Below are 21,875 nucleotides of genomic sequence, written 5' to 3'. Positions count from 1 at the left end.
CCGGCTCACCGGCCGCCGCCTCGCGCGAGCTGATGAGCCGGTTGCCGGGGCGGTCGGTTGCCGCGCTGGTCACTCACACCGAGGTCGACCCGCACGACCCTGCCTTCCGGCAGCCCGACAAGTTCATCGGCCGGCAGCTCACCGCCGAGCAGGCCCGGCGTCTGGAGCTGGACCGGGGCTGGACCTGCGCCCAGGACGGCCCGCACTACCGTCGTGTCGTCCCCTCGCCCCGGCCGCGGGCCGTGGTCGAAGTGCCTGTCATCCGGGAGCTTCTGAACCACGGAACTGTCGTGATCTGTGCGGGCGGTGGGGGCGTGCCCGTCACTCGCAATCCGTACAGCAGTGAGTTGCGCGGCGTGGAGGCCGTGGTCGACAAGGACTTCGCCGCCGCCCTGCTGGCCGAACAGCTCGACGCCGATGCCCTGTTGATCCTCACTGACGTCACCCACGTGTTCACCCACTTCGGTGCCGCCCACCCCGGCCCGCTGGTGCGGGTCACCCCCGGGCAGCTGCGCGCCCTTGACCTGCCGGAGGGCTCGATGCGGCCCATCGACCTCACCGGCCTGCCGTTCGTCTTCTTCACCGACACCGCGACCAGCCGGGGCAATGTCCTGTACCACCGCTACGACGGCCACTACGGCCTCATCACTCCCGCGCAGTAGGAGGCGCGGGTCGCGAGCCTGGTCCGCTGTGGGGGTGGGCCGGAGCTGCACCGGAGCCGGGAGTGGCGTGGGGCCGCTCCCGGCTCCGCCTGTCCGCACCGCCAGGGGACGGGCCGGCGAGGGGCTCTGCCCAGGCCGCGACGGCACCAGCTGAGCTCGACCGCTTCGCCCTCGGCGACCTGGACCCGCTGACCTACAACGCAGACGGCTCCATCGACATCCCCGTCGCGCACAGAAAACCCGGCCCGGACCGACGGGCGAACTGGCTGCCGGCACTGCTGGGATCGTTGGGGATCACGATGCGCCTGGACGCACCGAAGCCCGAGGTGCTCGACGGCCGCTGGAACCGCCGCCGGTCCGTAAGGCCTGAGAGAAGTCGCGGCGCGGGGGTCGGAGAACGGCCGATGCCGCTGCCCGTCCGGAGTGCTCCTCCGGGCGGGCAGCGGCATCCTGTGGGGTGGTTGGTGTCGCGTCCGGGACCGGTGCCGACCCGACCGGGAGCCTCAGTCGTGTGGGACGACGGCGACCGGTGCGTGCGCGTGGTGGACCACGGCGTGGGCAACCGGTCCGAGGCGCGCGCCGAGGGGGAGCGGGCGCCGGCGGCGTCCCACGACGACGAGTGCGGCGTCGGCGGAGGCGTCCACCACGGCCCCCGAACCGGTGTCGACGCGGCTGTCCTCGATCACCTCGACCTCGGGGAACTTCTCCCGCCAGCTGGCGACGGCTGCATGCAGGAGCTCGGCTTCCAGGGCCTGGAACCGGGTACTCTCGGTCGGGCCGAGCAGCCCGTACACGGCGTGCATGGCGCCGCGCAACGAGTCCAGGTAGGCCTTGGTCTCGCGCTGACTGTCGATCATGGTTCGTCCAGCTGTCGGAGCGGGCGCCGGATAGCGCGCCTGCGCTGGTCGCAGGCGCTTCCAGCCTGCGCCGGGCCGCCGAGCGGGAGCAGGGCCACGCGGTCCCGGTGCCTTCGCCGTAGGTCCCGGGCGAGTGGTGGGGGGCGTGACCCGATCGGCCCTGTGCGTCGGGCGACCGCGGTGTGACGCTGGGTGGCAAGCGCAAGTCCCACGCCCCTGAGGAGCCCGCTGCCATGCCCGCCACCGCGCGTCAGACCCCCGCCGTCCTGTCCGAGCCCGAGCTGCGGGCCCTGGACGCCCACTGGCGGGCCGCCAACTACCTGGCGGTCGGCCAGGTCTACCTGCTGGACAACCCGCTGCTACGTGATCCGCTTCGCCCCGAGAACATCAAGCCGCGCCTGCTCGGCCACTGGGGCACCTCGCCGGGCCTGAACCTGGTGCACACCCACCTGAACCGGGTGATCGGGCAGCGCGACCTGGACGCGATCTGCGTCTGGGGCCCGGGCCACGGCGGCCCGGCGGTTCTGGCCAACTCCTGGCTGGAGGGCAGCTACACCGAGACCTATCCGGACGTCACCCGCGACGGCGAGGGCATGGCCCGACTGTTCCGGCAGTTCTCCTTCCCCGGCGGCGTTCCCAGCCACGTCGCACCCGAGACCCCCGGCTCAATCCACGAGGGCGGCGAGCTGGGCTACGGCCTCTCCCACGCGTACGGCGCGGCGCTGGACAACCCGGGCCTGCTGGTCGCCTGCGTGATCGGCGACGGCGAGGCCGAGACCGGCCCGCTGGCCGCCTCGTGGCACGGCAACAAGTTCCTCGACCCGGTGCACGACGGCGCCGTGCTGCCGATCCTGCACCTCAACGGCTACAAGATCGCCAACCCGGCGGTGCTCGCCCGCCTCCCCGAGGAGGAGCTCGACGCCCTCCTGCGCGGCTACGGCCACGACCCGCTGTACGTCACCGGGGACGACCCACTGACGGTTCATCGGGCAATGGCCGCGGCGATGGATACCGCGCTCGACCGGATCGCCGCCGTCCAGCACGCCGCCCGCACCCAGGGCGACACCGCACGCCCCGCCTGGCCCGTGATTGTGCTGCGCACCCCCAAGGGCTGGACCGGGCCCGCCGAGGTGGACGGCGTGCCGGTGGAGGGCACCTGGCGCGCCCACCAGGTCCCGCTGAACCAGGTCCGCGACAACCCCGAACACCTCGCGCAACTGGAGGCCTGGCTGCGCTCCTACCGCCCCGAGGAGCTCTTCGACGACCACGGCCGGCCGACCGCCCAGGTGCTGGCGGCCGTTCCGTCGGGCAAGCGCAGGCTGGGCGCCAACCCGCATGCCAACGGCGGCCTGCTGCTGCGCGAACTCCCGATGCCCGCGCTGGAGCGCTACGCCGTCCCGGTCGACAAGCCCGGCAGCACCTTGCACGAACCCACCCGCGTGCTCGGCGAGCTGCTGGAGCAGGTGATGATCGATACCGCGCAGCGCCGTGACTTCCGCCTGGTCGGGCCCGACGAGACCGCCTCCAACCGCCTCCAGGCCGTCTACGGCGCCACTGGCAAGGCATGGGAGGCCGAGGTGCTCGACACCGACGAGCACCTGGAACGCGGCGGTCGGGTGATGGAGATCCTCTCCGAACACACCTGCCAGGGCTGGCTGGAGGGCTACCTGCTGACCGGCCGGCACGGACTGTTCTCCTGCTACGAGGCCTTCGTGCACATCGTCGACTCGATGGTCAACCAGCACATCAAGTGGCTGCGCACCACCCGGCAGATCCCCTGGCGCGCCCCGATCGCCTCGCTGAACTACCTGCTCACCTCACACGTCTGGCGCCAGGACCACAACGGCTTCTCGCACCAGGACCCCGGTTTCGTCGACCACGTCATGAACAAGAGCCCCGAGGCGGTGCGGGTCTACTTCCCGCCGGACGCCAACACCCTGCTTGCCGTCGCCGACCATGTGCTGCGCAGCCGCGACTACGTGAATGTGGTGGTCGCGGGAAAGCAGCCCTGCTTCGACTGGCTGACCCTGGAGCAGGCCCGCGAGCACTGCGCCCGCGGTGCCGGGATCTGGCCCTGGGCGGGCACCGGGGACGGCAGTCGCGAGCCGGACGTCGTGCTGGCCTGCGCGGGCGACGTGCCCACCCAGGAAGTGCTGGCCGCCGCCGGTCTGCTCCGACGCCACCTGCCCGACCTCGCCGTCCGGGTGGTCAACGTGGTCGACCTGGCCCGGCTGATGCCCGCCGAGGAGCACCCGCACGGCATGCCCGACGCCGAGTTCGACGCCCTCTTCACGCGCGACCGGCCGGTGGTCTTCGCCTATCACGGCTATCCCTGGCTGATCCACCGCCTGGCCTACCGCAGGGCGGTCCACCCGCAGCTGCACGTGCGTGGCTACAAGGAGTCGGGCACCACCACCACACCCTTCGACATGGTCGTCCGCAACGACCTCGACCGCTACCGGCTGGTCATGGACGTCATCGACAGGGTGCCTGGCCTCGCCGCCCGCGCCGCCAGTGTGCGGCAGGAGATGGTCGACGCCCGCTTCCGCCACCAGGCCTGGATCCGCGAGCACGGCACCGACCTGCCGGAGGTCACCGACTGGACCTGGCAGGGATGAACCGACAACCACTCTCGTCCCGTGGTGGTGGGCGTCGACGGCCCCGCGCGAAGCGAGGCGGCGACCGACTGGGCGGCCTACGAGGCCGACCGACTCGGCTGCGGGCTGGGTGCGGCCGGCGCTGGCGCAGGCTTCCCGCACCGCCGCGCTGGTCGTCGTCGGCCGGCGGGCACCCGCGCATCCGCTGGCGGCACCGAAGCTGGGACAGGTGGCGCACAGCGTCCTGCACTCCGCGCAGTGCCCGGTCGCGGTCGTGCCCCACGACTGAGCCGGCCTGCCGGCGGACGGCCGTGGCCAGGACCGAGAGCGGCCCGGTCACGGCCGTCGGCGGCGGCGGCCTCGGGCCTGCGGCGGGACCAACCGCCCGACGGCACCCGGGACCTTGGGCCCGCGACGGTGCCCCAACAGCCGCTCCCCTGGGATCAGCTGACGGGGAATGCTTCGAGACGTGCCGGACCGCGCGACAGCCGCAGGCGGCCGACCCACGACGACAACCCGAAAGGTGATCCCCGATGCCCCGCCGCCAGCAGTCCCACGACCAGACCCCAGCCCCGCAGGCAGCGCAGACCGACCAGCCGGACAGCACCGTGAGCGCCGTCGACGTCCTGGTGGCCGGTGCCCTGAGGGCCCTCGCGGATTACGCCTCCTTCACCCAGGAGCAGGTCGACCACATCGTCAGGAAGGCCTCGCTGGCCGCACTCGCCCAGCACACCGGCCTCGCGGCACTGGCGGTCGAGGAGACCGGCCGCGGGGTCTTCGAGGACAAGGCCGTCAAGAACGTCTTCGCCTGCGAGAATGTCACCCACGTGATGGGCCGGACGAAGACGGTCGGGGTGGTCCACCGTGACGAGATCGACGGCATCGTGGAGATCGCCGAGCCGGTCGGCGTGGTCGCCGGCATCACGCCGGTGACCAACCCCACCTCCACCACCATCTTCAAGTGCCTGCTGGCCCTGAAGACCCGCAACCCGATCGTCCTCGCCTTCCACCCCGCCGCCCAGCGCTGCTCGGCCGAGGCGGCCAGGATCGTGCGGGACGCGGCGGTCGCGGCCGGGGCCCCGGTCCACTGCATCCAGTGGATCGACCAGCCATCCATGGCGGCCACCGGCACGCTGATGAACCACCCGGACGTGGCGACCATCCTGGCCACCGGCGGCAACGCGATGGTCAAGGCCGCATACTCCTGCGGCAAGCCCGCGCTCGGCGTCGGCGCGGGCAACGTGCCCGCCTACGTCGAGCGGAGCGCGGACCTGCGCCGCGCCGTCAACGACATCGTGCTGTCCAAGTCCTTCGACAACGGCATGATCTGCGCCTCCGAGCAGGCCGTCATCCTCGACGCGGAGATCCACGAGGCGGCGATCGCCGAGTTCCGCCGGCTGAAGGCGCACTTGGCCACGGCGCAGGAGAAGGCGCTGCTGGCGCGTCACCTGTTCGGCACGGGTGACGCCGACTCGTGCGCCGGTGACCGGCTGAACGCGGCGGTGGTCGGCCAGTCCGCCGCGCAGATTGCCGAGGCGGCCGGCTTCACTGTGCCCGCCGACACCTCGATCATCCTGGTGGAGGCCGAGCGGGTCGGCCCGGCCGAGCCGCTGACCCGGGAGAAGCTCTGCCCGGTGTTGGCCGTGCTCCGCGCCGCCGACCGCGCGCAGGGAATCCAACTCGCACAGCAGATGGTCGAGTTCAACGGGCTCGGCCACTCGGCCGCGGTACACACCGAGGACGCGGCGTTCGTCGAGGCGTTCGGCCACGCGGTCAAGGCCTGCCGGATCATCTGGAACGCGCCCAGCTCGCAGGGCGGCATCGGCGACGTCTACAACGCCTTCACTCCCTCGCTCACCCTCGGCTGCGGCAGTTACGGCCACAACTCGGTCGCCGGGAACGTCTCGGCGCTCAACCTGCTCAACATCAAGCGGATCGGGCGGCGCAACACCAACATGCAGTGGTTCAAGGTCCCGCCGAAGATCTACTTCGAGCGCAACTCCGTCAAGTACCTGGCCAGCATGCCGAACGCGCACCGGATCGTCATCGTCACGGACAAGACCATGGTGGAGATCGGCCACCTGGAACGGATTCGCAATATCCTGGACCGCCGCCGCGAGCCCGTCGAGGTGCGGGTGGTCGACTTCGTCGAGCCCAACCCGAGCATCGACACCGTCCGCAGGGGCGCCGAGCTGATGCGCGGCTTCCAGCCCGACACCATCATCGCGCTCGGCGGCGGCTCACCGATGGACGCGGCCAAGGTGATGTGGCTGATGTACGAGCACCCGGAGGTCGACTTCGCCGACCTGAAGGAGAAGTTCTTCGACATCCGCAAGCGCGCCTTCACCTTCCCCGACCTCGGCGAGAAGGCGAAGCTCGTGTGCATCCCCACCACCTCGGGCACCGGCAGCGAGGTCACCCCCTTCGCGGTGATCACCGACACCGCCACCGGTCAGAAGTACCCGCTGGCCGACTACGCGCTCACCCCGAGCGTCGCCATCTGCGACCCCGCACTCACCACCCACTTGCCGAGGGCCGTCACCGCCGACACCGGCTTCGACGCGCTCACCCACTGCATCGAGACATACACCTCGGTCTACGCCAACGACTTCACCGACGGCCTCGCCCTCCAGGGTGTCAGGCTGATCTTCGAGTACCTGGAGCGGGCCGTCACCGCCGGCGCCGACGACCCGCTCGCACGGGAGAAGATGCACAACGCCGGCACCATCGCCGGCATGGCCTTCGGCTCCGCCTTCCTCGGTGTGGTGCACGCGATGGCACACACCCTGGGCGCCACCTTCCACGTCTCCCACGGCCGCACCAACGCGCTGCTGCTGCCGCACGCGATCCGCTACAACGGATCGGTCCCGGCGAAGGTCACCGGCTGGCCCAAGTACGGCAGTTACGTGGCGCCGCAGCGCTACCAGGAGATCGCGAAGATGCTCGGCCTGGCGGCCGACACCCCCGAGCAGGGCGTCGAGTCGCTGGCCCGCGCGGTCGAGGAACTGCGCGACCGGGTCGGCATCCCGCGCTCCTTCAAGGACGCGGGAGTCGACGAGTCCGCCTTCCTGGCGGCCCTGCCGCAGCAGGCGATGAACGCCTACGAGGACCAGTGCGCCCCTGCCAACCCGCGCATGCCGATGCTCGACGACATGCAGCAGCTGATGCGCCAGGCCTACTCCGGCGACCAGGCCTGACTCCACCCCCAGCACGACGGGAGCACACGACATGACCACGCAACAGCATGAACGGATCCTGAATGCCTCGGACGGATTCCACGGCGGCCGGTGGCGCGACACCATCGACGTGCGGGACTTCATCCAGCACAACTACACCCCGTACGAGGGCGACGGCTCCTTCCTCGCCGGCCCGACCGTGCGCACCACCGCAGTGTGGCGGCAGATCACCGACCTCTTCCCCGAGGAGCGCCGCAAGGGCGTGTACGACGTCGCCCACGACATCCCCTCGTCGATCACCGCGCACGCGCCCGGGTACATCGACCGGGACCGGGAACTGATCGTCGGCCTGCAGACCGATGCCCCGCTGAAGCGCGCGATCATGCCCAACGGGGGCTGGCGGATGGTCGAGGGCGCGCTGAAGACCTACGGGTACCCGGTCGACCCCGAGCTGGCCAAGGTCTTCACCGAGTACCGCAAGACCCACAACGCCGCCGTCTTCGACGCCTACACGCCCGAGATTCTCGCCGCCCGCAAGGCCGGCATCGTCACCGGTCTCCCGGACGCCTACGGCCGGGGCCGCATCATCGGCGACTACCGGCGGGTCGCCCTCTACGGCGTGGACCGGCTGATCGAGGCCAAGCGGGCGCAGAAGGCCGAGCTGAACCGACTGCCCAGGGATCCCGAGCGCCTGGAGGAGGTGATCCGCGAGCGCGAGGAACTCGCCGAGCAGATCCGGGCGCTGGGCGAGCTGAAGGAGATGGCCGCGAGCTACGGCCAGGACATCTCCGCTCCGGCGGGGAACGCGCGGGAGGCGATCCAGTGGCTGTACTTCGCCTACCTGGCGGCGGTGAAGGAGCAGAACGGTGCGGCGATGTCGCTCGGCCGCACCTCCACCTTCCTCGACGTCTACCTCCAGCGCGATCTGCTCGCAGGAAAGTTGACGGAAAGTCAGGCGCAGGAACTGGTCGACGACTTCGTGATCAAGCTGCGGATCGTGCGGTTCCTGCGCACGCCGGAGTACGACGAGTTGTTCTCCGGGGATCCGACCTGGGTCACCGAGTCGATCGGCGGCATCGGGCAGGACGGGCGGCCGCTGGTCACCCGCAGCTCGTTCCGCTTCCTGCAGACGCTCTACAACCTGGGGCCCGCGCCGGAGCCGAACCTGACCGTCTTCTGGTCTCCGCAACTGCCACAGAGATTCAAGGAGTTCTGCGCCAAGGTGTCGATGGACACCTCCAGCATCCAGTACGAGTCGGACGAGCTGATGCGGCCGCGCTTCGGTGACGACACCGCGATCGCCTGCTGCGTGTCGGCGATGACGGTCGGCAAGCAGATGCAGTTCTTCGGCGCCCGGGTCAACCTCGCCAAAACCCTGCTCTACGCGGTCAACGGCGGGCGGGACGAGAAGTCCGGCGCCCAGGTCGGCCCCGAAACCGGTCCGATCACCGGTGACGTCCTCGACTACGACGAGCTGCTCGCCAAGCTCGACCAGCAGATGGACTGGCTGGCCGAGACCTACGTGCACGCCCTCGACGTCATCCACTACATGCACGACAAGTACGCCTACGAGCGCATCGAGATGGCCCTGCACGACCGCGAAATCCGGCGCACCATGGCCTGCGGCATCGCGGGTCTCGCGGTGGCCGCCGACTCGCTGTCGGCCGTCAAGTACGCGACGGTCAAGCCGATCCGGGACGAGACCGGGCTGGTGACCGACTACGAGATCGACGGCGAGTACCCGGTCTACGGCAACAACGACGACCGGGCCGACGCGATCGCGGTGCGGCTGGTCGAGGAGTTCATGGCGAAGGTGCGCAAGTACCCGACCTACCGCGGTGCCGAGCACACCCAGTCGGTGCTGACCATCACCTCCAACGTGGTCTACGGCAAGAGGACCGGCAACACCCCGGACGGCCGCCGGGCGGGCGAGCCGTTCTCCCCGGGCGCCAACCCGATGAACGGCCGGGACCGCCACGGCTACGTCGCGAGCGCCCTGTCGGTCGCCAAACTCCCGTACCAGGAGGCCGAGGACGGCATCTCGCTGACCAACACCCTCACCCCGGACGCGCTCGGTCGCAGCCCCGAGGAGCGGGTGAAGAACCTGGCCGGCGTGCTGGACGGCTACACGGCGGTAGGCGGCTTCCACATGAACGTCAACGTGCTCGACCGCGAGACGCTGCTCGACGCCATGGAACACCCCGAGAAGTACCCGCAGCTGACCATCCGGGTCAGCGGCTACGCGGTCAACTTCGTCCGCCTCACCCGTGAGCAGCAGCTCGACGTGGTGAACCGGACCTTCCACGAAGCTCTGTAATCCTCCCACCGCCCCGACCAGGTGCCGGCGCCGTCCTCGACCAGAGGCGCCGGCACCTCACTCTTTTGGAGCCCGAAATGAGCACACCCGCCCCGTCCGAGGTTCCGTCGCTTCGCTCGCTTGCAGCCACCCCGGCGGGGGCCGCCACCGGTCGGCCGGTCACCGGGATGCTGCACTCTTGGGATCTGTCCACCGGCGTCGACGGCCCCGGCACCCGCTTCGTCACCTTCCTGTCCGGCTGCCCGCTGCGCTGCCTCTACTGCCACAACCCGGACACCTGGCGCCTGCGCGACGGCCGCCGCGCCAGCGCCGACGAGATCGTCCGGGAAGCCGCCAAATACGGGCAGTTCATCCACACCAGTGGTGGCGGCGCCACCATCAGCGGCGGCGAGCCGCTGCTCCAACCCGTGTTCAGCGGCGAACTGTTCCACCGCTTCAAGCACGAACTGGGCCTGCACACCGCCCTGGACACCTCCGGCTACCTCGGCGCCCGAGCCACCGACGCGCTGCTCGCCGACGTCGACCTCGTACTGCTTGACATCAAGTCCTGGGACCCGTGGCTGTACCGGCAGGTGACCGGCCGGGACTTGGCCCCCACCCTCGACTTCGCGCGCCGACTGGCCGACCTCGGCAAAGAGGTCTGGGTCCGGTTCGTCCTGGTGCCCGGACTGACCGACCCAGCTGAGAACGTCGAGGGCATCGCCGCCTTCGCCGCCTCGCTCGGCAACGTCACCAGAGTCGATGTGCTGCCCTTCCACAAGCTCGGCGCTGCCAAGTGGCAGGCGTTGGGCCTGGAGTTCACCCTCGCCGACACACCCGGGCCGACCGCCGAACAGGCCGCCACTGCCCGTGCCACCTTCACCGCGCACGGCCTGCTCGTGTTCTGAGCGGCCCTGGCAGGGGCCGACGGTACGTGTCCGAATTCTCGCGGTCCTTGCCCGGTTCAAATCCGCGCCGTCCGGCAGGCATGGTCCGCAGCCAGCCTTGCCGCCGCCGCGTGATCAACCAGACCTGTCAGAACGTCGAAAGTCGAGCTCCTCACGCGACGTGAGAAAAGCGCGCGGGACTGCTTTGTCGCGTTCCCATATGCCCCGAACCGCACCGAGCGGCGCCGACCGCGAACTGGCGGAGAAGGAATTTCAGACCCGGAATTCGGCGCAACATCACCTGCCTTGATCGCCTTGACAGGTTCCGCGGGCTGCTGGCGGTCTGATTCAGCGCTCGGCGCCGAACCACTGCGCCAACTCCCGCTTGAGCACCTTGCCGCTGGGGCCGAGCGGGAACGCGTCGACGAACTCCACCAGGCGCGGGTACTTGTACGCGGCCATCCGCTCCCGGCTCCAGGCGACGATCTCCGCGCCGAGCGCCTCGTCCGGCGTCCGGTCCGCGCGTAGGATCACCACCGCGCACACCTCTTCGCCGTGCCGCTCGTGCGGGACGCCGATGACCGCGACCTGCGCGATCGCCGGGTGGTGCACCAGCATCTCCTCGAGCTCGCGCGGGTACACGTTGTACCCGCCGCGAAGCACCAGGTCCTTCTTGCGGTCGATGATCGACAGATAGCCGTCCGCGTCCTTCACCCCGAGGTCGCCCGAGCGGAACCAGCCGTCCACCAGCACCTCGGAGGTCGCCTCGGGCCGGCCCAGGTAGCCGGCCATCACATTGTGGCCCCGGATGACGATCTCGCCGACCTCGCCCGTCCGCAGCAGCTCGATCCGGCCCTCCAGGTTGGCCCTGGCGATCTCCACCTCGACGCCCCAGATCGGGCGGCCCACGGTGCCCGGCTTGCACGGCCAGGCCCGCTGGTTGTACGCGACCACCGGTGAGGTCTCGGTCAGCCCGTACCCCTCGTAGATCGTGCAGCCGAAGGTGGCCTGGAACTCCTCCAGCACCTTGACCGGCAGCGCCGAGCCGCCGGAGAACGCGCGGTCCAGGGGCGGGCGGAGCGGGGTGGCGGCGGCCGCTTCGAGCAGCGCCAGGTACATCGTCGGGACGCCCATGAACACCGTGCACCTGTGCGCGACCATGAGGTCGAGCGCGCCCGCGGCGTCGAAGCGGTCCGTCAGCACCATGGTGGCGCCCGCCCGGAAGCAGGTCAGCATGCCGCAGATCTGCCCGAAGGTGTGGAACAGCGGCAGGCAACCGAACAGCACGTCCTCGGCCCGGAAGTCGAACGGGGAGAGCACCCCGACGGTGACGTTCATGGTGATGCTCAGCTGGGTCAGCATCGCGCCCTTGGGCCGACCCGTGGTGCCGGAGGTGTAGAGGATCACCGCGAGGTCGTCGGGCGCGCACGGCCGGTAGGCGGCGATCGGTTCGGCGTGCTCGGCGAGCACGTCCAGCCGCGGCGCTTCGCACTCCGCGTCGGCCCGCACCGCGAGCAGCGGCACCTCGGCGATCTCCGCGCCCTTGCGCCCCTCGGTGAGCAACGACCCGGCGCAGATCAGCACGTGGGCCCCGCTGTCGCGCAGCACGTACTCGATCTCGGTCGCCTTGAGCAGCGCGTGCATCGGCACCACGACCGCGCCGAGCGCCAGCACGGCGAAGTAGGCCGCCGGGAACTCCAGGCCGTTCGGCAACAGCAGCGCCACCCGGTCGCCGGGGCGAGTACCCCGTTCGTCCAACACCGTGGCGTACTGCCGGGCACGGAACCATAGTTCACGGTACGTCAGGCGAGCTCCGGCGAACTCGATCGCCGGGTGGTCCGGACGTCGTACCGCCGACTCGGCGAGAACGGCTGCTACCGAGAGAGTCACCAAACCTCCGCTGATCGATTGCGGTCGAAAGCAGCGACGACGGCGGCCGGGCGCGCCAGGCCCCCCGACCGCCGTCCCCGCCTCACGCCTGTGTGCGCGGGATGTCGAGCTCCTGCCAGATGGCGTCCAGCGCCTCCGCGAACTTCTCGACATCGGCCGTGGTGTGCGTCGCGGACGGCGCGACGCGCAGAATCTCCTCGCCCTCCCGCACGCTGGGGGCGTTGATGGATTGCACATAGATGCCGTACCGGTCCAGCAGCAGCGCCGACGCCTGACGGCAGGTGGCGTCCTCGCCGACGAACGCCGAGACGATGTGCGACATCGGCGAGACGAACGGGATGCGCTGCTCGTCGAGCAGCCGGTGCAGCAGCTGCGCGTTGTTCCGCAGCCGCTCGCGCTCCTCGTCGGAGGCGACGAGGTGGCGGACCGCCGCGAGCGCGCCGGCGGCGATGGCCGGCGGCAGCGAGGTGGTGAAGATGAAGCCGCGGGCGAAGCTGCGCACCGCGTCCACCATCGCGGCGGGCCCGGCGATGTAGCCGCCGGCGGTGCCGAAGCCCTTCGCCAGGGTGCCCATCACGACGGTGAATTCGTCGGCGATGCCGTCCCGGGCGGCGATCCCGGCACCGCGCGGGCCGTACATGCCGACCGCGTGCACCTCGTCGATGTACGTGGTGGCGCCGTACTTCTCGGCGACGGCGGCTATCTCGGCGAGCGGCGCGATGTCACCGGACATCGAGTACACCGACTCCAGGACGATCAGCTTCGGGCGGTCGCCGTCGGCGCGGATCAGCTCCTCGAGGTGCGCGACATCGTTGTGCCGGAAGATCCGCTTCTCGCAACCGCTGTGCCGCAGCCCGTCGATGATCGATGCGTGGTTCAGCTGGTCTGAGTAGACCACGGTGCCGGGCATCCGGCCCGCCAGCACTGACAGCGCGGCGTCGTTGGCGGTGTAGCCCGAACTGAACAGCAGCGCCGCCTCCTTGCCGTGCAGCGCGGCGAGCTCCTGCTCCAGCAGGACGTGGTAGTAGTTGGTGCCACCGATGTTGCGGGAGCCACCGGAGCCGGCGCCGAACGCGTCGACGGCCTCCTTCATGGCGGTCAGCACGGCCGGGTTCTGCCCCATGCCGAGGTAGTCGTTGCTGCACCAGACGCTGATCTCCAGCTCGGCGCCTGCCTGCCCCTCCCGGGCAGTGGCACTCGGGAACCGTCCGGCACGCCGACCGACCTCCAGGAACTGACGGCTGTGGTCGGCGAATTCCTTCATCTCATGAGTGAAGAAATCCAGGTGTGCGGTCATTATGCCACTCGCTCTCTAAAGAAGCCGCTGTCATATCGATCATGAGGCTGTCGATCGAACGGAATTTGGGAAGGTGGATCCGGCGTGGGACTCGATCCCCAGTAGCACCGGTGCGTTTGGGGCTGGTTGGCCGCCAACAGAGCGCCTGTAACGAGAGTCAGCCAGTCATCGGTCTCAGGCCGGTCAGGCCAGGATTTTCGACAGCATCCCCGCCAGGAGGACTGCCGAGATTGACAGAAACCTGGCCCCGGTCCAAGCGGGAACCTGTCTCGCCGGATGGACCAACCCTGTCGCGCGGTCGCCGAGCCTAAGCCTGACCTACGGAAACCTACCGATCACATCCGATAAGACAACGGCTTATCAGCGAGAGCGCTAGCCAGTGCGACCAGCGTCTGCTTGTCCGGCTTGCCGGCACCGGTGAGGGGCAGTGCGTCGTAGAACGTCACCACGGCCGGTACGTGATTCGGGGACAGCTCGGCAGCGACGTGACCGATCAGCGTCCCGGAGTCGGCGGTGCTGCCCGGCCGCACCACGATGGCGGCGTGGATGTGCTCCACGCGGTCGTCGTCGACCACGCAGTACACCGCGGCCTGGGCGACCTCCTGATGGGTTAGCAGCGCATTCTCCACATCTGTGGGACGGACCTTGATGCCGTTGGTCTTCATCACCTCGCCCATCCGGCCGTGCAGGCGCAGAAAGCCGTTCTCGTCGAGGGAACCGAGGTCGCCGGTGTGCACCCAGCCGTCGCGGATGGTCACGGCGGTCAGCTCCGGTTCGCCCCAGTAGCCGAGCATGGTGGACGGGCTCCGCACGCACACCTCGCCGATCTCGCCGGGTGGGACGTCACGGTCGTCGTCCAGGCCGCGGATGCGTACCTCCGCGGTCGGACGCCCGACGGTCCGGCAGAGTGCCGGGTCGGAGTGGTCCGGCGGGGTCAGGATGCTGATGGGGCTGGTCTCCGTGGTCCCGTAGATCTGGGTCAGCACCGGGCCGAACACCTCGACCGCCTCGGCCAGGCGGGCGGGAGCTGCGGGGGAGCCGACGTAGGTGATGTTCCTGATGCTCGACCGGTCGGTGGTGGCGATGTCGGGGTGGTCGACCAGCATGTACAGCTGCGGCGGGGTGATCGCCAGCGTGGAGATGCGATGCTGTTCCACGGCCCGCAGCACTTCGCCCGCCTCAAACCCGTCGTGCAGGACGACCGTTCCGCCGGAGGCGAGCGCGAGGTCGACGACGGTACCGCTGGAGTTGCTCACCGGAAGGGTCGACAGGTACACGATGGGTTCCGGGGACTGGAAGCCCACCCGGGGGCCCACCTGCAGGTAGAGGCTGCGGACGCGGTACGGCATTGTGACAGCCTTGGGGCTGCCGCTGGTACCGCTGGTGCAGATCACCACGGCCGGTTGTTCGGGGTCGACGTCGACGGCGTCGAGGTCGAAGGCGTACGAGTCGCCCGACGAGAGGTCTAGGACATCGGGACCGAGGGGGCCGAGAGCGGCGAGACGCGGTGGCTCAGGCAGCCGGTCGCACAGCTCGCGGGCCGCGTCGACGTTCTCCTTGTCGATGGCGAGGAAGGTCGCCCCGGTCCTGCTGAGCATCTCCTGCCGGGCGGCGGCGGCCAGCTGATCGGTGGGATCCACCGCGTTCGTGGAGTGCAGGTGGACCAGGGTGGCCCCGGCGAGGTTGGCCGCGTAGCGGAAGATGATGGTCGCCGGGGTGTTGGTGACGGTTAACACCGCCACAACCGGATCCTTGCCTTCCGCAATCGGAGCTCGGTGTTCCGTGAAGTGCCGACGCAAGATTTCCGCCGCGGTGAGAACGGCCTTGGAGAACTGGCCTGCGGTGAACTCTTCGCCTTCCCGCCACAGGGCAATCCGGTCAGGATCGGACGCCAGCGCCTCAAGCACCCGGCGGGCGTAATTCTCCTTGGAAGGCATCGGAACTCCATTCCGCCGACCCGTTTATTGATCGGTGTAGGATTACATGATCGCGAGAGCGTGGGCACTCGAAAATGTTGCTGGTTTCACGCGGCGAACTAGGCGGGAGAGTTGCTGTGACTTGAGCCCTGGGCCGCGGCGTTCACCCCTGCCGCCGGTGCCACGACGCCGGTTGCTCCCGGGTTGAACATCTCGGCTACCAGGAAGGCCAGGTCAAGCGCCTGGCCTCCGTTGAGGCGCGGGTCGCACGCCGACTCGTACCTGCGGTGCAGGTCGTCGAAACCCAGATCGGCGCCGCCGCCGACGCACTCGGTCACGTCCTCGCCGGTCAGCTCCACGTGCAGTCCGCCGGCGTGGGTGCCGAGCGCCTGGTGCACCTCGAAGAAGCCGGCGACCTCGGCGAGGATGTCGTCGAACCGCCTGGTCTTGTGCCCGCTGGGCGCCTTGAAGGTGTTGCCGTGCATCGGATCGCACACCCACACCACCGGCGCGCCGGAAGCCGTGACCTTCTCCACGAGTTCCGGCAGCAGGTGCCGCACGCGGTGTGCGCCCATGCGCACGATGAACGTCAGCCGGCCCGGCCGCCGGTCGGGGTCGAGGCGGTCGATCAGGGCCAGCGCCTGCTCGGGCGTGGTGGCAGGGCCCAGCTTCACCGCGATCGGGTTGTCGATGGTCGCGAAGTAGGCGACGTGGGCGCCGTCGAGCTGTCTGGTGCGGTCGCCGATCCACAGCATGTGGCCGCTGCCCGCGTACCTTCGGCCGGAACGCGGCTCGTAACGGGTCAGCGCGGCCTCGTAGTCGAGCAGCAGTCCCTCGTGGCTGGCGAACAACTCCGTGGTGCGCGACGGATCGCCGCCGCGCGTGCCCTTGGAGGACAGTGCCCGGCCGATTCGACCGGCGAGTTCGCCGTAGCGTTCACCGGCAGCCGAGCGTGAGACGAAGTCCTGGTTCTCCTCGTGCAGTTGGCGTAGATCGGTGCCGACACGGGCGAATGCGTGCATGGCGTCCAGGGTGTAGCGCGAAGCGTCGTACATCCGAAGCAGCCGGGACGGGTCCGGCCGTCGTTCGGCCTGGCTGAAGCCGACGCCGTTCACCGCGTCGCCCCGGTAGACCGGCAGCGTGCGCCCGTCGACGGTCTCGGTCGGCCGGGATCGGGGCTTCGCGTACTGCCCGGCCATCCGGCCCACCGTGACCACCGGCACCGCCGACGCGTACGCCAGGATCACGGCCATCTGCTGCAGGAGGCGTAGTTTGCTGTGAATCGCCTGCGTCGAGAGGCGGCCGAAGCGTTCGGCGCAGTCGCCACCCTGCAGCAGGAACGCTTTGCCCTCTGCCGCCTGGGCGAGTCGTGCGGTGAGCGTGTCGCACTCCTGCGGCGTGACCAACGGGAGCACGGCTGCCAGCTGATCCATCACGTCGCCGAGCTCAGCCAGGCTAGGCCACTCCGGCCGCTGATGGGCGACAAGTGTGCGCCAGTGCGCGGCGGCTTCGCCGGTGGGGGTCAACATGATCTCCGTCCGCTTCTCACGGCTCAACGGTGCGGGGCGGTCATGGGTGGACCATCTCGACGAGATCGTGGCTGATGCCCAGGTCGTCGAGCAGCAGCTGCAACGGTCCGGTGTCCCGCGCGGGCACGGGACGGGAGGCGGCCCACTCGCTCAGCTGATCGGTGTCGATCTCGAAGCCGCCCTGGGCCGCCACGGTCACCCAGGGGTCCAGGTCCGCGGAGCGGAACGCGGTCAGCCCGGCGACGAGCGCTTCGCGGAACGTCCGCTGCAGTGCGCCGTCCAGGTTCCGGTAGAGCGAGCCGCACAACTCACGGAACACCACCGCGTGTCCGCTCTCGTCCCGCCGGTGCAGATCGGTGGTGATCCGGTTCATCGGCTGGATCTCCTGGGCGGTGGCGAGTGTGGAGAGGAACCCGTTGATCGTCGTCTCGGCGGCCAGGGAGAACGCGATGTCGACGATGTCGCGGTCGAACCCGGACAGCCCGGCGCGGGTGGCTTCCAGCTCCCGGACGACCGACCAGACGCCCGGCGCGAACCGCAGGTCCGTCAGGTCGCGCCGCCTGCGGGTCACGCCGACGGCGTTGTGGCACATCAGGATGTGGTAGTGCTCATCGACGATCGTCTGGTGCAGCGCGTCGACGGCGACGTCGTCGTGGCGGACGGGGATCCGTTCCTGGAGCATCAACCGGCAGGCCGGCAAGATGATCTCGTCCTCGATGGCCGCGGTCTTGGCGTTGTAGGAGATCCACGCCGCGGACAGGATGCGCTCGCGAGCGTCCTGGTCGAGCCGGTCGGCACCCGGCAGTCCCAGCACCGGGACGAGGCGTTCGGGGAAGTCCGGCATCGCCGTGTCGAAGTGACCGTCGAGGTCGAGCTCGTCCTTCTTGACGGCCACTCGCTTCCCCCAGCGGCGCGTCAGCTGCACCAGCAAGTCGCGCTCGTACGTGGGCTCTTCACGTGCCGAGGTCATCGGGAAACCTCCTTCATGGGTTCACCACAGGAATCAGCGAGGCGCCGGCCGCAACGGCGAGCGCGGCCAGGCGCGACTGCCACCGCTCGGCCGCTGCGGCGTCCGTGTCCTGGAACCGGCCCAGCCCCTCGGTGACCGGCCGGATGCCGTGCAGGGCGTTCAGCGTCCAGACGGGGACGCCGGCGAGATCCGACGCGGTGGCCTGCTCGGTGACGACCTGACGCCCTGCCGTGGCGGCGAGCTCGCCGAGCAGGGCGCGGGTGATCCCGGGGAGCAGGCCGGGGCCGGGGGGCGGCCCGCACAGCGTGTCGCCCCGCCACCAGACGATGCTCGTGGACGCCCCTTCGACCACATGCCCTTCCGTCGAGACCAGCAGCGGCTCGTCAGCTCCCGCCGCAGCCGCGGCAGCGCGCAGGGAGGCCAGGTGATCCAGGTCGGCGCCCTTGACGGCCGGCAGTCGACGGCGGTCGGGTCCCGCCGCGGTCCACAACCGGACGGTCGCGGTGCGCGGTGGCGCGGGGCGCAGCCACATCCGCAGCCGCGTTCCCGACCCGGTCTCCACGAGTTCGACGCGAGGAAACCATCGGCCTTGCGCGGGCAGCGACTCGGCGACCGCCCGCAGGAACCGGTTCGTCCGTTCGGCTCCCGGTCCGCCGAACCGGTCGCAGGCCGAACCGAAGCGTTCGGCGTGCCGGTCGAGTCCCCGCACCCGCCCCTCGTCCACGAGCCAGGAGTCGATGACCAGCACCGTCCCGGCGGCGTCGGCCGTCGACCATCCGCCATCGGGGTCCCACCACCGGCGGACGCCCTGGTCGGTGGCCGTGCTCTTTGCCGTGTTCATCGTCGGGAGCCGCCCACGTCCGACACCGCCGGCACACGCCAGGCGCGGAGCGACGCCGCCGCCTTGAGCAGCATCTCCTCGTACTCTTCGTGCGGGTCGGAGTCGAGCACTATCGCCCCGCCGGCTCCGATGGTCAACCGGTCACCGACACGGACCGCGGTGCGGATCACGATGTTCAGTTCTGTGCCGCCGGAGAGGCCGAAGTAGCCGAGGGCGCCGGAGTAGACACCCCGGGCCTCCGTCTCCAAGCGGTCGATGATCTCCATGGTGCGCAGCTTCGGCGCTCCGGTCATCGACCCGCCCGGGAAGCACTGCCGGGCGCAGTCCATCGCGCTGACCCCGTCACTGAGCCGTCCGCGAACGGTGGAGACCAGTTGGTGCACGGTCTCGTAGCTCTCGACGGCCAGGTACGGGTCGACCTCGATGCTGCCCACCTCGCACACCCGGCCCAGGTCGTTGCGCAACAGGTCGACGATCATCAGATTCTCGGCCTGAGTCTTGGCGCTGGAGGCGAGGACGGCGGCCAGTTCGGCGTCGCGCACCGGGTCGGCGTCGCGCGGGGCCGTGCCCTTGATCGGCTTGCTGGTGACCGTGCGGTCCCTCTCGATGCGCAGGAACCGCTCCGGCGAGGAGCTGAAGACCGTGACGTCGCCCAGGCGTAGGAGCGCGGCGTACGGTGCCGGGTTCGCCCGGCGCAGCCGCAGGTAGAAGGACGTGTCGTCGTCATGGAACGGCATGTGCAACTTGTTGGTCAGGCAGATCTCGTAGCTCTCGCCCCGGTTCAGCTGCCGCTGGCACTCCGTGATGTCCGCCAGGTACTGGCTCCGGCCGTGGCCGAGGTACTCCTCGGCATTCGGGGGCGGGCCGGCGGCGGGTTCGCGCGGCGGCTCGACATCGGCCGGGTTCAGACCCGTCAGGAGCGCGGACGTCCGTTCCACCCACTCCTGCGCGTCACGCCGGGTCTTCTCGTCGTGGACGGCCACCAGGTAGGTCAGTCCCTCCTGGTGGTCGACCGCGATGACGCGATCGGCGAACATCCAGATGGCGTCCGGCGTTTCGGCGGTGTGGCTGGCCGTGGCCCCGCATTCGGCCTTGAGTTCGTAGCCGAAGTAGCCGACGTAGCCGCCGGTCAGGTCGAACGGCAGGTCCGAGTCGGGGATGCGCCGGTCGCGCAGCCGCTGTTCGAGGACGTCGAACACGCTGCCGGTGACGATGCCGACGCCGTTCGCGTCGCGCACTTCCACTGTCCCGCTGCCGGTGCGGTAGGTCAGGACCTCGCTGAGCGGACCTGACGTGTCGCCGAGGAACGAGAACCGGGACAGGCCCTCCTCCACCCGGCTGCTGTCCAGCCAGAAGCAGTACGGGGTGTTGTCGAAGAGCTTCAGAAAGATGGCCTCGGCATCGGCAGCGGTCGGCACGGCCGTGCTGATGATTCCCAGTTCCTCGACCGCGCCGGGCGTCTCGCCGGCCAGTGCGGTGCCGGTGCCGGTGTCCGTGTCCGTTCCGGTGTCGGTGACGGAGGGCCGTTGTTTGTGCTGCGTCCGGCGGGTCAGATCGGCGAAGTTCCGCAGGATCTCACGCCCGTACTGGGAAGCTATCGACTCGGGGTGGAACTGCACGCCCCACTGCGGCAGATCGCGGTGACGCAGCGCCATGAGTACACCGTCGTCTGCCCACGCGGTGGCGATGAGCTCCTCGGGCAGGGGCTCCTGCACGCACAGTGAGTGGTAGCGAACCGCGACGAATTCCCGCGGAATGCCGGCGAACAGCGGATCTCCCTCGTGGGAGACCTTGGCGAGGTGCCCGTGTCTCGGTTCGGGCGCGGCGACCACCGACGCTCCGGCCAGGTGCGCGATCGTCTGATGGCCGAGGCAGACGCCCAGCACGGGCAGCGTGGTGCGACGCAGCAGGTCGCCGAGGAGGCCGACGTCGCGCGGGTTCTGCGGCCGTCCAGGGCCGGGCGAGACGACGATGTTGTCGAAGTCCTCCAGCCGCAGGCTGGACAACATCGGATCGTCGTTGACCATGACGACGGGCTCCTGGCCGTTGATCTCGGCGATCAACTGGTACAGGTTGAAGGTGTACGAGTCGTAGTTGTCCAGCAGCAAGGTACGCATCACGGGCCGTCCAAGATCTTCCGGAGCGTTCGGACGTCGCCCGGTTCCAAGGTGATCCCGAAGATCTCCTCGGGAGCGGAAAGCGTCTCGTCCTTGTCGAGTTCCCGGAAGGTCGCCGGCTCTGCGGGACGTATCTCCGTGAGAGTGCTGCCGACGAGGAGGTGCCTCACGTCGGGCTGAGTGCGCTGGAGGACCATGCGGTGGTTGAACGGCGAGCGCGGGTGAGTCAGGCAGAAATGGTTGAGGAGCTCGAAGTCCGACGGATAGCGCGCGTCGGTGGTGAAACCGTAGAGCTCTGCGGGACCCTCAGGTCGAAGGAACCGCAGCACGTGTTCACCACTCGGTTCCCGCACCACGTCGAAGGGCCAATCGCCGTCCAGCCGCGAGTTCTCGGCGAGGCGGATGGGGACGTGCGGCCCGTATGCACCGAAACCCACGTCGAAGATCCAGCGTTCGTCGTCGAGCTGCACGCACAGGGCTACGTGGAGTGCCGGACCGTACTTGTTCCCGGTGCGGATCCGTGTCCTGCCCGCGAACGCCGAGAACGTGAAGCCGATCCGGTCCAGCACCGCCGCCATCAGGACGACCTGTTCCAGGCACCAGCCGCCGCGGCCCTGTCGCACGATCTTCTCCTGGACGCTGTCCAGGTCCAACGGCACCGTCGGCCGCCCGAGCACCGCGTCGAGGTTGTCGAAGGCGATCGCGTCGACGTGGGCGGCGTGCAGACCCCGCAGCGTGGAGAGGTCCGCAGCCACGTCGCCCTGGTAGCCCACGCGGGTCAGGTAGGCGTCCAGGTCGACGCCACTGCCCTGCCACATCGAATCCGTCATACGTAGCTCA

Annotated in this window: 15 protein-coding genes and 1 pseudogene; 7 read left to right on the top strand and 9 right to left on the bottom strand. The window is 69.7% G+C overall.

Annotated features, from left to right (window positions below):
- Positions 1 to 32: 32 nt before the first annotated feature.
- Both ACIBEC_RS39505 and ACIBEC_RS39500 read left to right on the top strand, forming a co-directional pair.
- Positions 33 to 662: a sigma 54 modulation/S30EA ribosomal C-terminal domain-containing protein gene (locus ACIBEC_RS39505; protein ID WP_360501517.1), complete on the top strand. Its 630-nt coding sequence runs from the start codon at positions 33 to 35 to the stop codon at positions 660 to 662.
- Positions 663 to 724: 62 nt separating this feature from the next.
- Positions 725 to 970, top strand: a pseudogene (locus ACIBEC_RS39500) (DUF1214 domain-containing protein); the annotation flags it as partial.
- Between the two features lie 195 nt (positions 971 to 1,165).
- On the opposite strand, the gene ACIBEC_RS39495 reads toward ACIBEC_RS39500, so the two are convergent.
- Complete coding sequence (locus tag ACIBEC_RS39495) at positions 1,166 to 1,519, bottom strand: universal stress protein (RefSeq protein ID WP_360501515.1); 354 nt, start codon at positions 1,517 to 1,519, stop codon at positions 1,166 to 1,168.
- 233 nt (positions 1,520 to 1,752) lie between these two features.
- Between ACIBEC_RS39495 and ACIBEC_RS39490 the strand changes: the two genes are divergently transcribed.
- The 5 genes from ACIBEC_RS39490 to pflA all read left to right on the top strand — a co-directional run bounded on the left by ACIBEC_RS39490 (position 1,753) and on the right by pflA (position 10,496).
- The gene (locus ACIBEC_RS39490; RefSeq protein WP_360501513.1) at positions 1,753 to 4,137 is read left to right on the top strand and encodes a phosphoketolase family protein; all 2,385 of its coding nucleotides are present in this window, start codon (positions 1,753 to 1,755) and stop codon (positions 4,135 to 4,137) included.
- Positions 4,034 to 4,405 (top strand): universal stress protein, encoded by a 372-nt coding sequence (locus ACIBEC_RS39485; protein ID WP_360501510.1) that lies wholly within the window; start codon positions 4,034 to 4,036, stop codon positions 4,403 to 4,405. The genes ACIBEC_RS39490 and ACIBEC_RS39485 overlap by 104 nt, the downstream gene beginning before the upstream one ends.
- A 244-nt stretch (positions 4,406 to 4,649) precedes the next feature.
- The gene (gene adhE / locus ACIBEC_RS39480; protein ID WP_360501507.1) at positions 4,650 to 7,313 is read left to right on the top strand and encodes a bifunctional acetaldehyde-CoA/alcohol dehydrogenase; all 2,664 of its coding nucleotides are present in this window, start codon (positions 4,650 to 4,652) and stop codon (positions 7,311 to 7,313) included.
- Between the two features lie 31 nt (positions 7,314 to 7,344).
- Positions 7,345 to 9,609 carry a formate C-acetyltransferase gene (gene pflB, locus ACIBEC_RS39475; protein ID WP_360501504.1) on the top strand — a complete coding sequence of 755 codons (2,265 nt, stop codon included), beginning with the start codon at positions 7,345 to 7,347 and terminating at the stop codon, positions 9,607 to 9,609.
- A gap of 77 nt (positions 9,610 to 9,686) precedes the next feature.
- The gene (pflA, locus tag ACIBEC_RS39470; protein WP_396290105.1) at positions 9,687 to 10,496 is read left to right on the top strand and encodes a pyruvate formate-lyase-activating protein; all 810 of its coding nucleotides are present in this window, start codon (positions 9,687 to 9,689) and stop codon (positions 10,494 to 10,496) included.
- 327 nt (positions 10,497 to 10,823) lie between these two features.
- On the opposite strand, the gene ACIBEC_RS39465 is transcribed toward pflA, so the two are convergent.
- The 8 genes from ACIBEC_RS39465 to ACIBEC_RS39430 form a co-directional block, all read right to left on the bottom strand.
- Positions 10,824 to 12,365: a long-chain fatty acid--CoA ligase gene (locus ACIBEC_RS39465; protein WP_360501502.1), complete on the bottom strand. Its 1,542-nt coding sequence runs from the start codon at positions 12,363 to 12,365 to the stop codon at positions 10,824 to 10,826.
- Positions 12,366 to 12,447: 82 nt separating this feature from the next.
- A complete protein-coding gene (hemA, locus tag ACIBEC_RS39460; protein ID WP_360501499.1) occupies positions 12,448 to 13,662 on the bottom strand; it encodes a 5-aminolevulinate synthase in 1,215 nt (404 codons plus the stop codon).
- A gap of 335 nt (positions 13,663 to 13,997) precedes the next feature.
- Positions 13,998 to 15,599, bottom strand: a complete 1,602-nt coding sequence (locus ACIBEC_RS39455; protein WP_360501497.1) for a fatty acid--CoA ligase family protein — start codon at positions 15,597 to 15,599, stop codon at positions 13,998 to 14,000.
- A gap of 98 nt (positions 15,600 to 15,697) precedes the next feature.
- Positions 15,698 to 17,107 (bottom strand): class II 3-deoxy-7-phosphoheptulonate synthase, encoded by a 1,410-nt coding sequence (locus ACIBEC_RS39450; RefSeq protein ID WP_360501494.1) that lies wholly within the window; start codon positions 17,105 to 17,107, stop codon positions 15,698 to 15,700.
- Positions 17,108 to 17,147: 40 nt separating this feature from the next.
- Positions 17,148 to 18,077 carry a diiron oxygenase gene (locus ACIBEC_RS39445; RefSeq protein WP_360501491.1) on the bottom strand — a complete coding sequence of 310 codons (930 nt, stop codon included), beginning with the start codon at positions 18,075 to 18,077 and terminating at the stop codon, positions 17,148 to 17,150.
- Between the two features lie 13 nt (positions 18,078 to 18,090).
- The gene (locus ACIBEC_RS39440; protein ID WP_360501489.1) at positions 18,091 to 18,918 is read right to left on the bottom strand and encodes an aminotransferase class IV; all 828 of its coding nucleotides are present in this window, start codon (positions 18,916 to 18,918) and stop codon (positions 18,091 to 18,093) included.
- Entirely contained in the window at positions 18,915 to 21,035 is a 2,121-nt protein-coding gene (gene pabB / locus ACIBEC_RS39435) for an aminodeoxychorismate synthase component I (RefSeq protein WP_360501486.1), read from the bottom strand. Before pabB ends, ACIBEC_RS39440 begins: the two co-directional genes overlap by 4 nt.
- On the bottom strand, positions 21,035 to 21,865 hold the full coding sequence (locus tag ACIBEC_RS39430; protein ID WP_396290100.1) for an arylamine N-acetyltransferase: 831 nt from the start codon (positions 21,863 to 21,865) through the stop codon (positions 21,035 to 21,037). The genes pabB and ACIBEC_RS39430 overlap by 1 nt, the downstream gene beginning before the upstream one ends.
- Positions 21,866 to 21,875: the final 10 nt, after the last annotated feature.

The organism is Kitasatospora sp. NPDC051164 (assembly GCF_044455625.1).
GTDB lineage: Bacteria > Actinomycetota > Actinomycetes > Streptomycetales > Streptomycetaceae > Kitasatospora.
The sequence above is the reverse complement of the archived record's forward strand: the minus strand, read 5'-3'. Positions and strand labels throughout refer to the sequence as shown.

Bases quoted from the DNA above. Each gene is read 5' to 3' on its own strand.
- ACIBEC_RS39505 (WP_360501517.1), top strand. From the start codon at position 33: ATGAGCCGGTTGCCGGGGCGGTCGGTTGCCGCGCTGGTCACTCACACC.
- ACIBEC_RS39495 (WP_360501515.1), bottom strand. From the start codon at position 1,519: ATGATCGACAGTCAGCGCGAGACCAAGGCCTACCTGGACTCGTTGCGC.
- ACIBEC_RS39490 (WP_360501513.1), top strand. From the start codon at position 1,753: ATGCCCGCCACCGCGCGTCAGACCCCCGCCGTCCTGTCCGAGCCCGAG.
- adhE (WP_360501507.1), top strand. From the start codon at position 4,650: ATGCCCCGCCGCCAGCAGTCCCACGACCAGACCCCAGCCCCGCAGGCA.
- pflB (WP_360501504.1), top strand. From the start codon at position 7,345: ATGACCACGCAACAGCATGAACGGATCCTGAATGCCTCGGACGGATTC.
- pflA (WP_396290105.1), top strand. From the start codon at position 9,687: ATGAGCACACCCGCCCCGTCCGAGGTTCCGTCGCTTCGCTCGCTTGCA.
- hemA (WP_360501499.1), bottom strand. From the start codon at position 13,662: ATGACCGCACACCTGGATTTCTTCACTCATGAGATGAAGGAATTCGCC.
- ACIBEC_RS39455 (WP_360501497.1), bottom strand. From the start codon at position 15,599: ATGCCTTCCAAGGAGAATTACGCCCGCCGGGTGCTTGAGGCGCTGGCG.
- ACIBEC_RS39450 (WP_360501494.1), bottom strand. From the start codon at position 17,107: ATGTTGACCCCCACCGGCGAAGCCGCCGCGCACTGGCGCACACTTGTC.
- ACIBEC_RS39445 (WP_360501491.1), bottom strand. From the start codon at position 18,077: ATGACCTCGGCACGTGAAGAGCCCACGTACGAGCGCGACTTGCTGGTG.
- ACIBEC_RS39440 (WP_360501489.1), bottom strand. From the start codon at position 18,918: ATGAACACGGCAAAGAGCACGGCCACCGACCAGGGCGTCCGCCGGTGG.
- pabB (WP_360501486.1), bottom strand. From the start codon at position 21,035: ATGCGTACCTTGCTGCTGGACAACTACGACTCGTACACCTTCAACCTG.
- ACIBEC_RS39430 (WP_396290100.1), bottom strand. From the start codon at position 21,865: ATGACGGATTCGATGTGGCAGGGCAGTGGCGTCGACCTGGACGCCTAC.